General features: G+C 41.0%; 17 protein-coding genes. 10 read left to right on the top strand and 7 right to left on the bottom strand.

Going from position 1 to position 14,274, the window contains the following annotated elements; translation table 11 throughout:
* Positions 1 to 275: 275 nt before the first annotated feature.
* The 5 genes from DR017_RS01220 to DR017_RS01240 all read right to left on the bottom strand — a co-directional run bounded on the left by DR017_RS01220 (position 276) and on the right by DR017_RS01240 (position 4,977).
* Positions 276 to 899 carry a WbqC family protein gene (locus tag DR017_RS01220; protein WP_002681502.1) on the bottom strand — a complete coding sequence of 208 codons (624 nt, stop codon included), beginning with the start codon at positions 897 to 899 and terminating at the stop codon, positions 276 to 278.
* Complete coding sequence (gene lepB, locus DR017_RS01225) at positions 900 to 2,453, bottom strand: signal peptidase I (protein ID WP_002681541.1); 1,554 nt, start codon at positions 2,451 to 2,453, stop codon at positions 900 to 902. It abuts the gene before it with no gap.
* Between the two features lie 2 nt (positions 2,454 to 2,455).
* Positions 2,456 to 3,280, bottom strand: coding sequence for a Cof-type HAD-IIB family hydrolase (locus DR017_RS01230; RefSeq protein ID WP_040361767.1), 825 nt, complete (start codon positions 3,278 to 3,280; stop codon positions 2,456 to 2,458).
* Positions 3,281 to 3,456: 176 nt separating this feature from the next.
* Complete coding sequence (dapB, locus tag DR017_RS01235; protein WP_002681519.1) at positions 3,457 to 4,161, bottom strand: 4-hydroxy-tetrahydrodipicolinate reductase; 705 nt, start codon at positions 4,159 to 4,161, stop codon at positions 3,457 to 3,459.
* Between the two features lie 45 nt (positions 4,162 to 4,206).
* Positions 4,207 to 4,977 (bottom strand): C40 family peptidase, encoded by a 771-nt coding sequence (locus tag DR017_RS01240; protein WP_002681523.1) that lies wholly within the window; start codon positions 4,975 to 4,977, stop codon positions 4,207 to 4,209.
* A 204-nt stretch (positions 4,978 to 5,181) separates the two neighbouring features.
* On the opposite strand from DR017_RS01240, the gene DR017_RS01245 reads away from it, so the two are divergent.
* The 6 genes from DR017_RS01245 (at position 5,182) to DR017_RS01270 (ending at position 9,333) form a co-directional block, all read left to right on the top strand.
* Complete coding sequence (locus tag DR017_RS01245) at positions 5,182 to 5,811, top strand: TetR/AcrR family transcriptional regulator (RefSeq protein ID WP_002681547.1); 630 nt, start codon at positions 5,182 to 5,184, stop codon at positions 5,809 to 5,811.
* A gap of 75 nt (positions 5,812 to 5,886) precedes the next feature.
* On the top strand, positions 5,887 to 7,167 hold the full coding sequence (locus tag DR017_RS01250) for a TolC family protein (RefSeq protein WP_002681507.1): 1,281 nt from the start codon (positions 5,887 to 5,889) through the stop codon (positions 7,165 to 7,167).
* The gene (locus DR017_RS01255; protein WP_002681525.1) at positions 7,164 to 8,093 is read left to right on the top strand and encodes an HlyD family secretion protein; all 930 of its coding nucleotides are present in this window, start codon (positions 7,164 to 7,166) and stop codon (positions 8,091 to 8,093) included. The genes DR017_RS01250 and DR017_RS01255 overlap by 4 nt, the downstream gene beginning before the upstream one ends.
* Positions 8,094 to 8,189: 96 nt before the next feature.
* Positions 8,190 to 8,417 carry a DUF1016 N-terminal domain-containing protein gene (locus DR017_RS01260; RefSeq protein ID WP_040361770.1) on the top strand — a complete coding sequence of 76 codons (228 nt, stop codon included), beginning with the start codon at positions 8,190 to 8,192 and terminating at the stop codon, positions 8,415 to 8,417.
* 148 nt (positions 8,418 to 8,565) lie between these two features.
* Positions 8,566 to 8,886: a hypothetical protein gene (locus DR017_RS01265; protein ID WP_095909091.1), complete on the top strand. Its 321-nt coding sequence runs from the start codon at positions 8,566 to 8,568 to the stop codon at positions 8,884 to 8,886.
* 45 nt (positions 8,887 to 8,931) lie between these two features.
* Entirely contained in the window at positions 8,932 to 9,333 is a 402-nt protein-coding gene (locus DR017_RS01270; protein WP_002681499.1) for a hypothetical protein, read from the top strand.
* Positions 9,334 to 9,341: 8 nt separating this feature from the next.
* Here DR017_RS01270 and DR017_RS01275 read toward each other — a convergent pair whose 3' ends face one another.
* On the bottom strand, positions 9,342 to 9,671 hold the full coding sequence (locus DR017_RS01275; protein WP_002681530.1) for a DMT family transporter: 330 nt from the start codon (positions 9,669 to 9,671) through the stop codon (positions 9,342 to 9,344).
* 94 nt (positions 9,672 to 9,765) lie between these two features.
* Between DR017_RS01275 and DR017_RS01280 the strand changes: the two genes are divergently transcribed.
* The 4 genes from DR017_RS01280 (at position 9,766) to DR017_RS01295 (ending at position 13,782) form a co-directional block, all read left to right on the top strand.
* Positions 9,766 to 10,671 carry an ABC transporter ATP-binding protein gene (locus DR017_RS01280; RefSeq protein ID WP_040361786.1) on the top strand — a complete coding sequence of 302 codons (906 nt, stop codon included), beginning with the start codon at positions 9,766 to 9,768 and terminating at the stop codon, positions 10,669 to 10,671.
* Between the two features lie 104 nt (positions 10,672 to 10,775).
* Positions 10,776 to 11,510 carry an ABC transporter ATP-binding protein gene (locus DR017_RS01285; RefSeq protein WP_081450884.1) on the top strand — a complete coding sequence of 245 codons (735 nt, stop codon included), beginning with the start codon at positions 10,776 to 10,778 and terminating at the stop codon, positions 11,508 to 11,510.
* Positions 11,511 to 11,524: 14 nt separating this feature from the next.
* The gene (locus tag DR017_RS01290; RefSeq protein ID WP_002681536.1) at positions 11,525 to 12,655 is read left to right on the top strand and encodes an ABC transporter permease; all 1,131 of its coding nucleotides are present in this window, start codon (positions 11,525 to 11,527) and stop codon (positions 12,653 to 12,655) included.
* An 8-nt stretch (positions 12,656 to 12,663) separates the two neighbouring features.
* Entirely contained in the window at positions 12,664 to 13,782 is a 1,119-nt protein-coding gene (locus tag DR017_RS01295; RefSeq protein WP_002681496.1) for an ABC transporter permease, read from the top strand.
* Between the two features lie 14 nt (positions 13,783 to 13,796).
* Here the strand turns inward: DR017_RS01295 and DR017_RS01300 are convergent, their stop codons facing one another.
* On the bottom strand, positions 13,797 to 14,270 hold the full coding sequence (locus DR017_RS01300) for a hypothetical protein (RefSeq protein WP_002681552.1): 474 nt from the start codon (positions 14,268 to 14,270) through the stop codon (positions 13,797 to 13,799).
* Between the last annotated feature and the right edge of the window lie 4 nt (positions 14,271 to 14,274).

Below are 14,274 nucleotides of genomic sequence, written 5' to 3' on the forward strand. Positions count from 1 at the left end.
GAAAAATGTTATTTTATTACCATTGAGTAATAAAGTCTTTTTCACAAGATTTGTTTTAATGAGTATCACACTTAAGGTGATGATGTTTAATTTAGCATTTTTCTGTTTAGTATATAGAAAAATCTGTGCCAAACTTCCTGTTTAATTCATTAAACTATTCAATACACTGATTATCAATAACTAAAATAAAAATCAACCATAATATTTATTTCAATAACCTATAATAAAACGTGTAATTACACACTTTTAAATGTATAGTTGCACACTTTATTACACTATACTATTACTTTCGCCAAATAGTCTTGGGTATTAGGTCCTTCGTGGAACAATAAATCCAATATTGATAAGTTAGGAATAAACCCATATTTATCTGAGAATATTTGATGATAGGAAGGCATTGTTATAGGGTATTCTTTTTTAGCGCTACTTAAAAAGCGATAGTCTTTTACTTCTTGAGGCTCGGCTTCATACCCTTTTGTTTTATCAAAATTGATATGTACCAAGAGGCACGCTAAAATAGTTTCAATAGTATCAAGATTTACATCGAGCAAATAAGTGTATTGTTTTTCAAAAATACGTGCCAAATCGTCCTCGTAATACTCAAAATAAGGTGAAGTGCGATAGGCAGTTTCTAAGCTCTTCCAATGCAATCGTTGCCAAGGAAAATTATTTTCTACCTTTACATCTTTAAACAGCTGTCTGCCAGTATCCCCTCCTACGTGTTTGATAGGTAAATTAAGGGCTTGTTTACCATTCGCACCATAAATATAAGCCCTATTGCGCAAAGTTTGCTTCTGATAATTATCCGAAACTTCTAATACACAAGGGTTGTTCAATATCAAATGAAATTGAGCTATTGAAGGAAAATAAGTGGGGTGCAATAATACTTGTGTTACCATTTATTCTTTTTCTTTTTTCTTTTTCAGCAAACTATAAGCTAACCACAAACCGAGCAAAGCAAACACGATATAACGATACGATACGGGCTCTCCATCACCATTCACAGTGGTGAACAGACGATTCCAACGTATTTTCTTAAAGCCTGAAGCGTTTTGGTCTAAACTCATCCAAACGAGTACTGGTTTTCCTAATACGTGATCTTCAGGTACAAAACCCCAAAAACGGCTATCTTCAGAATTATGACGATTATCACCCATCATCCAATAATAGTCTTGTTTAAAGGTATAGCTATTAGCTTTTTGTCCGTTGATATAAATCTCATTACCTTTTACTTCCAATTGGTTGTGTTCATACACGCTGATAATGCGTTTATACAAAGGTAAATTCTCAATAGTAAGTATTACACTTTTTCCTTTAGCAGGGATGGTAATGGGACCATAATTATCCTCATTCCAAGGGAATGCAGGACTATGAGGGAAGATAGCCTTATTGTACACTCCCGCCTTATTCACATTGCGAGTTACAGATACAATATTAGGATTAGCAGCTAATGCTTTTGCCACATCGTCAGTAAGAGAAGAAAAAATATAGGTATCGTTATTGATAGGATAAGCACGATCGGTCACACCAAATTGTTGGTACATAGCACTCCATACTTCTTCTATAGAGTTAAACAAATTAGGCTGTGTCACCACTATATACGATGTTTGTAGTTTAGCACGTACAGGGTAAATTTCTTTTTTGCCATTGATCCATACATCACCATCTTTTATCTCAAGTACATCACCTGGGATAGCTACCGTGCGTTTCACATAGTTTGATTTCTTATCAATAGGTTTATCAACGTGAATACCCGAATTATCGCGGAAGTATCTTACCGTATCAGTAGGCCAGTTAAATACTGTAATATCATTTCGTTGTACTTTTTGCAAAGCAGGCAAACGCAAATAAGGTAATTGTGGTGTTTTGATGTATGATTTTGTACCTATTATAGGAATAGAATCGTGTACCATAGGTAATGATAAAGGCGTCATAGGCACACGCACTCCGTAATGGAACTTGCTCACAAAGAGGAAATCACCTACTAACAGTGTTTTTTCTAGGGAAGAAGTAGGAATCATATAAGGCTGTATGAAATAGGTGTGAATACCCGAAGCTGCTACCACAGCAAAGAGTACAGCACTTACCCACGATGATACGTTTTTCTTGATTACCTCTACATCCTTACCTACATATTGTGTAGAGGGCAAATAAGTTACGTAGGCAGCAAACAAGCCTAAAGTCACTATCGAAAGCAAGGTATAGCGTTTTTTGCGATAGTTAAACACGTGTAACCATTCGTAGGTCATCACTACTACCATAATATTGCTTATTACAGGTAAGTACAACAAGAAGACCCACCACCACGGACGTGAGATGATACGCAAAAAAATGACAGTATTATAAAAAGGCACAAAGGCTTGCCACGCTCTGTAACCTGCTTTTTCATAACCTTTCCAAAAAAATAGCCCATTGATGAGTTGAGCAATAATTAAAATGTATAAATATACCATCTTTAATTGTTTTTATTAATTGTTAATTGTTTTAAGAAAGCCGCTACTCCATCTTTAGTATGATGTAGTGTTATATGTTTGGCAACTGCTTTCACTTCTTCGTGTGCATTATCCACTGCGACTCCACAACCTACTCCTTTTAGCATTTCTAAATCGTTGTAGTTATCACCAAAAGCAATTGCTTCACTTAGTGGCAAATGATATATTTCATCTAAAACTACCTTCACACCTGTGAGTTTAGAAATACTTATATCCGATACTTCTATATAAGTTTCTTTTGCACGATAAATTTGCATTGTGTGAGCATACTTTTCATTCAATAACTGAAACATTTGGTCTATAAGAGGTTCTTCTCCCATCAACATTAGTTTATGAGCTCCATGTCCCGCTTGTTGCCATTGAGTAAGCACTTCGCGATTAGAACGCACTATAGGAGTTACTAATGTATTTCGTTCTTCTCGTTCTGCCCATTGGTCGTATTGAGGTACATACCACTCATCATTATAATAGAAACTAATATGTATTTGCGATGAAAACTCTTGTTCATTTAGTGTAACAAGTTCTTCTAATATCTGGAGAGAGATAGCTGCAGAGTGCAACACTTTTTCTCCATTGAGTACCAACCCACCATTATAAGCAATAAGAGGTAAGCCCATAATGCCTAAATCTTTTTGTAAGTGGTACATTTGTTTGGGCATACGTGATGACACCAAAATAAAAGGGATTTTCTCATTGAGTAGCTTCACCTCTGTAATAGTAGCTTGAGATAATGTTCGCAAACCACTCAAGAGAGTGCCATCAATATCCGAAAAGATAATTTTATACATTCTTTTAGTTAAAAGTTCTGAGTTTTTAGGTTGCAAAGATAATACCATTTTCTCAAAGAAAACTGGTTTATTCTAAAAAATTATTGAGTTCTTCTATTAAAGTTATTTTATTTTTATAAGGTTCTTAGTTATAGAATATTAAAGTATTGAGTAATTATACTCTATAATCATCTTTATCAATTACTTATTCCAAGTACATCACTCATTTCAAAGACGCCTTGCTTTCCTACAATCCATTCAGCTGCCAGCACAGCACCAAGAGCAAAACCATTGCGATTGTGAGCCGTATGTTTAATTTCTATAGTATCCACCTCACTGCTATAAGTGATGATGTGAGTACCAGGGGTATTATCAATGCGTTTGGCTACGATAGGAATTTCGTTTTCCCCAGCAGTATCTAAATGCCAGCCAGTTTTATCTGTCTCTGCTATGATACCTTCAGCCAAAGTAATTGCCGTACCACTGGGTGCATCGAGTTTTTGAGTATGATGAATTTCCTCAATAGCTACCTCATACTCCTTAAGTCCTAACATTAGTTTAGCTAAAGTTTTATTGAGAGCAAAAAACACATTCACCCCTATACTGAAATTAGATGCATACAAAAAAGCGGTTTGTTGTGCTTTACACAATGCCACCGCCTCGTTATATTGGGATAACCACCCTGTAGTACCTGCTACTACAGGCACTTTATATGTCAAACTATTGCTAATATTTGCAAAAGCACTATTGGGTGTGCTGAACTCTATAGCCACATCGGCTATAGTAATGTCGTAAGGTGTTTCGGCATTATCTATTTTCAAAACAATCTCGTGACCACGCGCAACAGCTATTTGTTCAATAGTCTTGCCCATTTTACCATATCCTAATAAAGCAATCTTCATAGAATTAACATTTTATAATTAATATTTCACCTTCTTGAATTATAGTTACTTAAAAACAATTCTTTTTAAAAGTCGCAACTGATGTGTGTAATTTCTGAGTTCATCATTAAAAATCCCAATATGATCCAAACGATCAATTCGCACTTTCCCAAAAGAATGAATAATTTTATTATCGCCTAACAGAATTCCTACGTGGATGATATTTCCTTCTTCATCATCAAAAAAAGCCAAATCGCCTGCCTCACATTCTTCTATGAAACTAATGAGTTCGCCGTATTTCGCTTGTTTCTCAGCAGTGCGAGGTAGATGTATATTGTTGAGTTTAAACACCATTTGTACCAAACCAGAAGCATCTATGCCAAAAGGAGTTTTTCCTCCTGCCAAAAAAGGAACATTGAGATATTCTAAAGCGGTGGAAACTACCCCTTGATGAGGAGTTCTTTGGGTAGATTGAGAAGTGTGTAAAAGATGATTATGAGAGAAAGTCGCCCCTTTGGGTATGTGCAAAAAGAGATCATCTCCTGTTTTCAAACGGAGTTTAGTAAGCCATCGATGTGCGTATTTCTCTTTCTTCTTAAGACATTTTTTGTAGTCCTTATCCGAAATTTCTGTAAACTGACTGTTATCTACCCAGCCTTCTACATTGTCGAATAACAAGCGCACATAGCTCCAATGTTCTTCTTTATCAATCACTTGTAGCAATTCACCGAATAGTAATTGCGTAATCATCTCGGCTCCTTCAAGGGGCTCTAAGCGTACTGGAACAACGCTCAAATGGCATATTCCATAAGGGGTTTCTAATATTTTCATACTCATCACGCGCGCAAAGGTACGAATAATTTGTCAATTAGCAAATTAGCAAACTATAGAATTAGTAAATATGATGATTCTACTACAAGAGTTCACCTTCTCTATCAAATATACTATTTAAGTTAAAATACACAATTAACAAAAATTTAACATTAACCATTTGGTTAATACAAATGTTTAACTTACCTTTGCCCCCGAAATCAAACAACAATGAGTAACACTAAAGACACATCCACTGAAGATCGCATCAAAGTTGCTGCCCGCAAAGTCTTTCACCAGAAGGGCTATGCAGGCACTCGCACCCGCGACATTGCCGAGGAAGCAGGTATCAATCACGCGATGCTCAACTATTATTTCCGCAGTAAAGAAAAGCTCTTTGAGATTGTAATGATGGAAACAATGGGGCAATTCTTTAAAGGTGTAGGTGTTATCCTCAATGATGAAAGTACCTCTTTAGAGGAGAAAATAGAGCAAGTTGTGGCTAACTATATTGATTTGCTCTTGGAAGAACCTGACCTGCCAACCTTTATACTCAACGAGGTGCGTCCTAATCCGCAATTCTTTGTAGAGCAAAGTCCTATAAGAGAAGTACTTACTAACTCGGCGCTCACCCGTCAATACGCTGAAGCTGTAGCCCGCGGCGAAATCAGCGAGCCTAATTTAATGCACGCTATCCTTAACGTCATTGGACTGGTGATATTCCCTTTTGTTGCCAAGCCTATATTAAGTGCAATTACTAACCTACCTGAGGAACAGTATAAAGCCTTAATGCTTCAGCGCAAAACCCTTATCCCACAATGGATTAAAGCGATATTGTTCCTCCCAAATAGGACTGAATAAAGAGGAGATATATTTTTTTATCTATACCCTAACCAAATGGTTAAACACACTGTATAACGTAAACAACATCTATATATGAGATTTATAGCATTACTTTTACTCTTCCCCATCATAGGTATCGCACAAGAAACGATTACCTTGGAGGATTGTTATCGCTTAGCGCGAGAGAATTACCCTACCGTCAAAAAGCTCGATTTGGTAGCCAAAACCGAAGGCTATACCCTTGCCAATGCCAATCGTGCTTACCTCCCGCAGGTCTCTATCTTGGGGCAAGCCACTTACCAGTCTGAAGTAACCGACCTCTCCAAGTCTGTAGCGGGGGTACTTCCATTACCGCCCAATGTTTCTTTGCCTACCATCGACAAGGAGCAATACAAGGTGGTAGGCGAGGTAAGCCAACTGCTCTATGGGGGTGGTGCAATTCACAGTCAGAAGGCAGTCGCCAAAGCCCAGAATGCCGTACAAGCGCAAGCGGTCGAAACGCAGTTATACACCCTAAAACAGCGTGTGAGCAACCTATATTTTGGGGTGCTCCTCATCAATGCCCAGTTATCGCAAAACCGCCTCAATATCGAAACGCTCGAGTCGCAACTCAAAAAGGCGGAAGTAGCCCTGCAGAACGGAACTACCCTCCCCAGCAATGTCAATGAGCTCAAAGCCGAAATCCTCCGCGTAGCAATGCAGACCACCGAGTACGAAGCCGCCCAAGCTACCTACTTGCAAATGCTGTCTACCTTTATAGACAAAGAGCTCACCAGCGCTTCCCAGCTCACACAGCCTGCGCCTCAGTACCAGTCTCAAACCCTATCCACCGAAGTTTTTCGCCCTGAACTCAAGGGATTTCAGCTACAGGAATCGTTGCTCAAAGCCCAAGAAAAACAGCTCAACAGCGAATATATGCCTAAGCTCAGTGCGTTTTTCCAAGGCGGTTACGGGCGTCCCACGCTCAATATACTCAACAATCAAGCGGATTTCTACTACATCACAGGGCTTCGTTTGCAGTGGAATTTAAGTCCACTATACAACCTGTCGAGTAAGAGACACATCTTGCGCCTGAATCGCGAAAGTATCGCAACCGACCGTCAAGCCTTCTTGCTCAACACAAAACTCGAACTTACCCAGCAGTCCGAGCAACTCAAAAAGCTACAAAAGCTAATAGAACAAGACGAAACATCGGTAACCCTGCGCCATTCCGTCGCCAAAGCAGCCGAAGTACAGTTAGACAACGGGGTCATCACTACCCACGAATACCTGCAGAAAGTCAATGCTTGGCATCTTGCACAACAAACGCTATCGCTTCACAAAATACAACTCTTGCAAGCTCAAGAGCAACAACAATTAATCATAGGAAAATGAAAAAGATAACACTCATCACCGCCCTTGCAGCTCTTATCGCCTGCAACAACAAACCTCAGTTCGATGCTTCTGGCAACTTCACTGCCGACGAAGTCATTGTTTCCGCCCAGCAAACAGGGCAACTCATCGCCTACGAGGTAGAAGAAGGCAAGACCCTCACCGAAGGACAGAAGGTAGGGCAAATAAACGTCGAAGTCCTCAAGATCCAAAAAGAGCAGGTCGAGGCTACCATTTCTTCCCTCAAAGAGAAGACCCTAAACCCTGCCGACCAAGTAGCGCTCATCCGTAGCCAATACGAAGTACAGAAAGCACAACTCGAACAGCAGGAGCGCGAGCTTACCCGTGTGCGACAACTCGTAGCGGGAGGCGCTGCTACCCAAAAGCAATTGGACGACCTCATCGCTTTAGTCGACCAGCTCCGCAAGCAACTTGCCGTTACTCAGAACCAACTCAAGGTCAGTCTCACCAACATCAACACCCAGAACCGCAATGTGCTCAGCCAAGAAGCTCCCTTGCAAAAGAATGCTCAGGCTGTTCAAGAGCAAATCAACCAAGGGGAAATTATCAACCCCATAGTGGGAACAGTACTCGTCAATTACGCTCTCAAAGGGGAAATGCAGACTTTTGGGAAGCCTCTGTACAAAATCGCTAATACCGATGTCCTAACCCTAAAAGCCTACATCACTGGCGACCAGCTGACCCAAATCAAGTTAGGACAGCAAGTTACCGTCCGTACTGATGCCGGCAAAGGCGAATATCGCACCTATCAAGGCGAAATCACTCATATATCTAATAAAGCTGAGTTTACCCCTAAAACCATACAAACCAAATCCGAACGTGCCAACCTGGTCTATGCTATCAAGGTCAAAGTAAAAAATGATGGTTATTTAAAGATAGGAATGTATGGGGAAGTGGTGTTTAAGTAAAAAATAAAAAGTGAAGCCACTGAATACGATGAAATAAGCAAACAAATTCATATATTTGCATTTTATTAGAGTATCACTTTTTTAATATATGTTGTTATGAATAGTTTAGTGTCATACGATAATGCTGTTAAGACAATAAAGACCGCTATCTTACAAGGGCAGTATGAAGCCGCAAAGGATGTAAACCGAGTACAACTTGTTTTGTATTTTGCTATTGGCAAATACCTATCACAGCACACCCGTAATCGCAGTTGGAGGGAAGGCGCCTTAGTGGTTATCAGTGATATGTACGGGAACGCTACTATATCAAGCTTATGGGAGTAGCTACCTATAAGACTTTGGACGATATGCCTGAAAAATTGCGCAAGGCTTTGCCTGATGTAAATAAAATGATAGAAATTTTAAAAAAGAAAGAATAATTGTTTAAGGATTTCTACCCCTAAACAGCCTTTCTTATCTAAAAAACACACTAATGAAAAAACGTCTTTTATACCTAAGTATCACGTTTTTATCCGCAGCCATACTCGCACTTATTATAGTAGCAACGCGCTCACTATGCAACAGTTACTACCATTCACCCCTTGCGACAATCCTATTCAAAGCCGTTTTTATCATAACTTATATCATATTCCCACTATTTTTCATCTATTTAATAATAGCCGAAACCAACCTTAATTTTATGTACCAACACAGCCTTAGAAAGAGGCAACACAAGCGCACAAGCAGTTTCACCCTATCGCTCATCACCTTAGCACTCGTGCTCCTGAGCCTTCTCGCCCGCCTCTTCCTCTGAGATTAATAACATATAAATTAAATTAGTAACAATTATAAAAAAAATATGATACGTAATTATTTCTACCTTGTAGTAGGAGTACTTTGCTTACTCTCTGCCGTTACTCACGAGATGAACGGCTTCACAACCCTTTTCCCTGCCTTGTCAAACACCAACATCGATGCCGAAAGCAAGGTAACATTCAATTATCTTTGGCATATCATAGCCACCGAAAACGTGGTAATGGGTATTGCTTTAGTGCTTATAGCGCTGCGCAAAAACGACAACGCAGGCAAATATATTGCTCAGTTTGTAATGGCTTTATTAGCAGTACGTTGGGCAAGTATTGCATTTAGTACCCTAACAAGTGATGAAGGTAACCTTACCAAAATACTTCCTGAAAGTGTTATAATGTGGCTACTTATATTCCTATTGTGGTTAGGAGCAAGAAAAAAAGAGGAAAAATAAAAAGAAAATCAGTGTCCGCTCGCTTTTGAAAAAAGGTTAATTACCACCACCCCAGCGATGATAAGCAGGGAACCCAATACAAAAGGCAGATCTATTTTGTTCTTAAAAACAAGAATACTCACGATAGCTGTCAGTACAATCCCCACCCCCGACCAGATAGCATAGGCTACCCCCAACGGAATATTCTTGAGGGCTAAGGATAAAAAATAAAAACAAACTCCAAATGAAAGTAGAGAGCCAACGGTAGGTAACCATTTAGAAAACCCCTCCGATTTTCCCAAAAGAGAAGTGCCCAGTACTTCCAAAACAATAGCTAAGGCTAAATACAGATAGTACATATAAGTATATTATTTATTAATTTGTGGCAAAAATACAACTTTTTTAACAATAAAAAAAAAAAACAGCCTGCGTGGCTCACACCTAATTAATAAAATGACAAGCATAAGTATACATAACCTCACCAAGTCCTATGGCACAGTCCAAGCCGTGCAACACCTTTCCTTAGAAGTTAAAAAGGGCGAACTTTTCGGGCTCATCGGTCCCGATGGGGCAGGCAAAACCACCGTCTTTCGTATGCTCACCACCCTCCTTTTGCCTGATGAGGGTACAGCAAGCATCGAGGGCTGGGATATTGTAAAAGATTATAAGGAGATCCGCAAGCACGTGGGCTATATGCCTGGGCGATTCTCTCTGTACCAAGATCTCACTGTCGAAGAGAACCTCTCCTTCTTCGCTACTATTTTTGGCACGACCATCGTCGAGAATTACGACCTTATCAAGGATATTTACGAGCAGATAAAGCCGTTCAGCAACCGTCGTGCGGGCAAGCTCTCAGGGGGTATGAAGCAGAAGTTAGCCCTTTGTTGCGCTCTCATTCACAAGCCCAAAGTTCTTTTGTTAGACGAGCCCACCACAGGGGTAGATGTGGTTTCGCGCAAAGAGTTCTGGGAGATGCTGAAGAAACTGAAGGAGCAAGGCATCAACATACTGGTTTCCACCCCTTATATGGACGAAGCCAGCTTGTGCGACCGCATAGCCTTAATACAATCAGGCAAGGTGCTTTCCACCAGCACCCCCGAGCAAATCATAGCCCAGTACCCCACCGCTCTCTATGCTATCAAGGCTCCCGACCTATACGCACTGCTCCAGCACCTGCGCGAAGACCCCCACATTGATAGCTGTTACCCCTTTGGCGAGTACCTACACCTTACTCTCAAAGAAAACACCAACATTCCCATATTCGAGCAACAGCTGAAAACCACCTTCCCCCACCTCGAATGGGAAGCCATTACCCCCACCATCGAGGATAGTTTTATCCGCCTAATGGAAGAAAATTAAAGCATAATAATTCAATAAATAAACACCCCTAAGAAGCAATGCAAATCGCTTTTGCGGTATGCGCTCCCCTCTCCTTGGGAGAGGGGCAGGGGGAGAGGAACACTATGAACGCAATCCACTGTCATAACCTAACAAAGCAATTCGGCGATTTCAAAGCCGTCAACAGCATATCCTTATCCGTCAAGAAAGGCGAAATCTTCGGCTTCCTTGGCGCTAACGGAGCGGGCAAAACCACCGCTATACGCATCTTCTGCGGGCTTTCCTACCCCACCTCGGGCGAGGCTACCGTAGCAGGCTTCGATGTCTATCGAGAGCAAGAGCAGATAAAAAAGCACATCGGCTATATGAGTCAGAAGTTTTCGCTCTACGACAACCTCACCGTGCAGGAAAACATCACTTTCTACGGAGGTGTCTATGGCTTGAGTCGCAAGGAAATCAAAACCCGCAGTACCCAGCTTATCACCAAGCTCGGCTTGGAGGCTGAAGCCAACAAACTCGTAGGGTCGCTACCTCTGGGCTGGAAGCAGAAGCTCGCCTTCTCAGTGGCTATCTTCCACCGTCCCGAAATCGTGTTCCTCGACGAGCCCACCGGTGGCGTAGACCCGATAACGCGCCGTCAGTTCTGGGATATGATATACGAAGCCTCCGCACAGGGCATCACCGTATTCGTTACCACTCACTATATGGACGAAGCCGAATACTGCCACCGCATCAGCATAATGGTAGACGGCAAAGTGGAAGCAATGGATACGCCCACCCACCTTAAATCACAGTTTAACACTCATTCAATGGACGAGGTGTTCTACCAACTCGCCCGTAAAGCAAAACGTAATGAATAACCCCGTAGGGGCGAATGGCAATTCGCCCATCATTAGATATGAAACAGTTAATAGCCTTTATACGCAAGGAATTCTATCACGTATTCCGCGATCGTCGCACGCTACTGATACTCTTCGGTATCCCCATAGCGCAGATTATCCTTTTCGGTCAAGCCCTCAGCAGCGAGGTCAAGAATATTGGTATCGCTGTATTAGATGAGGCTAACAATACTTATAGCCAAGAAATCACACACCGATTGCAGGCAAGTCCGTATTTTAAGCTAAAGGAGCCTCTGTACCATTACAATCAAGTAGAAGACCAATTCAAGCGTGGCTCCATAAAAGCAGCGCTTATCTTCCCTCCCGATTTCGGTAAAGACCTCTACACCTCCAGTGGCACCTCGCTACAACTCATCACCGATGGGAGCGACCCCAATACGGCTAAAACGGTGCAAAACTACTTCTCAACTATGGTAGCGAGCTATCAGCAAGAGCTGAACCCTACTATGCAACTACCCTACCAGATAACCGTTGAAAACCGAATGCTGTACAACGAGGAGCAAAATGGCTCTATGAACTTCGTCCCTGGGGTGATTGCGCTCGTCTTTATGATAGTGAGCACTGCCCTCACCTCGGTAGCGGTCGTGCGTGAAAAAGAGTTAGGTACTATGGAAATCCTCTTGGTATCGCCTTTCAAACCTATAATGATACTCATTGCCAAAGCCGTGCCTTATCTTATTCTCTCGCTCATCAACTTCACCGTGATACTCCTGCTATCGGTCTATATGCTCGATGTCCCGATACGTGGCAATTTACTACTGCTTTACGCCGAGAGCACTTTGTTTATCATCATCTGTTTGTCGTTGGGACTACTCATTTCCACAAGCACTTCATCACAACAAACCGCTATGCTCATCGCTATGATGGGGATGATGTTACCTACGGCTTTCTTTACCGGCTTTATGTTCCCCATAGAGAATATGCCCCTTATCTTTCAGGGAATATCCAAAGTCTTCCCCTCAAGTTACTACTACGCTATCGTAAAGAAAGTAATGCTCAAAGGATTGGATTTCACTTACGTATGGAAAGAAACGCTGATATTAATAGCAATGGCGGTAATTTTCTTAAGCCTTGCAATGAAGAAGTTTAAGATTAGATTACAATAAAGAAGAAAATGAAAGTATTAAGCTTTATACTACAAAAAGAATTTAAGCAGATATTTCGAGATAAGACGATCTTGGCAATGATGCTTGTGGCACCTATGATGCAACTGATTATACTGCCTTTGGTTGCCAATTTCGACGTGAAGAACATCAACCTTGTGTATATCGACCACGACCAGAGTACCTATTCTCACCAGCTCATACAGAAGATTACTGCGTCAGGGTACTTTAAGCTCGTAGATGCTCCTTTCTCTTATAAGGAAGGTATCGCCCTGATAGAAGACGGCAAAGCTGATGTAGTTTTGGAAGTCCCCGAAGGTTTTGAGCGCAACCTCGTACGCGAAGGAAAACAACCTCTCGGTGTCTCTATCGATGCCATTAACGGGAGTAAGTCGTCGTTAGGAGGGGCTTATTTGCTTTCGGTGATACGCGACTTCAACACTCAGCTCGATGTAAATGTAAAAACACCTCAGCGCATAGGTAATGTAGCCAAACTCAACGTGGAGAGTACCCATTGGTACAACCCCTATATGCAATACACGCGCTATATTGTTCCAGGCATTTTAGCTATATTACTCACCATTATCGGGGGCTTTCTTTCAGCTCTCAATGTAGTTAAAGAAAAGGAAATAGGTACTATCGAACAGATTAATGTAACACCTATCAAGAAGTGGCAGTTTATCTTGGGCAAGCTCACTCCTTTTTTGGTAGTAGGGTTGATCCTCTTTACCTTGGGGCTTGTGGTGATGTATGTAGTCTATAGTATCTTCCCCGCAGGGAATCTACTCACCTTATACGCCTTTGCGATAATGTACCTCATCGCAATTCTCGGCTTCGGACTTCTGGTCTCCACTTATGCTAATTCGCAGTTGCAAGCTATGTTTATCGCCTATTTCTTTATAATGATATTCCTACTGATGAGCGGTTTCCTCACCAGCGTAGATAGTATGCCTGCGTGGAGTAGGCAGGTGAGTAATGCCATTCCGGTAACCCATTTTGTCAATGCAATGCGCCTTATTGTGCTCAAAGGCAGTAGTTTTGCACAACTCAGTACTGAGTTCTTATATTTAGTAGGCTTTGCAATACTGCTGAACAGCTGGGCAATTTGGAACTATAAGAAAACGAGTTAATTACGAATAACGAATTACAAATGACGAGTATACTTTTCATACTCAAATAGGTAATATTCTTCATCTGAAAAATACTGATAACACCCTTTAGTTTCGTTGCTATAACCTATATCCCAACCTACAAATTCAGTTTCACATTGCGCTATCTCGTTAAGGAAAAATGAAGACACTTCAGTTAAGCACAATCTTATACCAAAATCGTGGAATGGAAGTATAATTACATCCCCTACTGTAGTAATAGATTGTATTTTAGAGAGCATCCATTCTTTCTTTTTAACTGAAGTTAGTTCTTCATTCAACGACAACCTATCGTTATAAGGGGTATTGTTCTCATATCGTATAGCCTCTCGTACAAAATCATAAAAAGATATTAGCGTTTCGGCATTTACCAATCCTAATACTTCACAGTAAGGATTAGCTTTATAAGAAATTATTTGTGCTTTTTGAGCAAGTTCTATTCGCTTTTGCTCAATACGATCTTGTAACATCTTA

The sequence above is a fragment of the Capnocytophaga sputigena genome, from assembly GCF_900446695.1.
Taxonomy (GTDB): domain Bacteria; phylum Bacteroidota; class Bacteroidia; order Flavobacteriales; family Flavobacteriaceae; genus Capnocytophaga; species Capnocytophaga sputigena.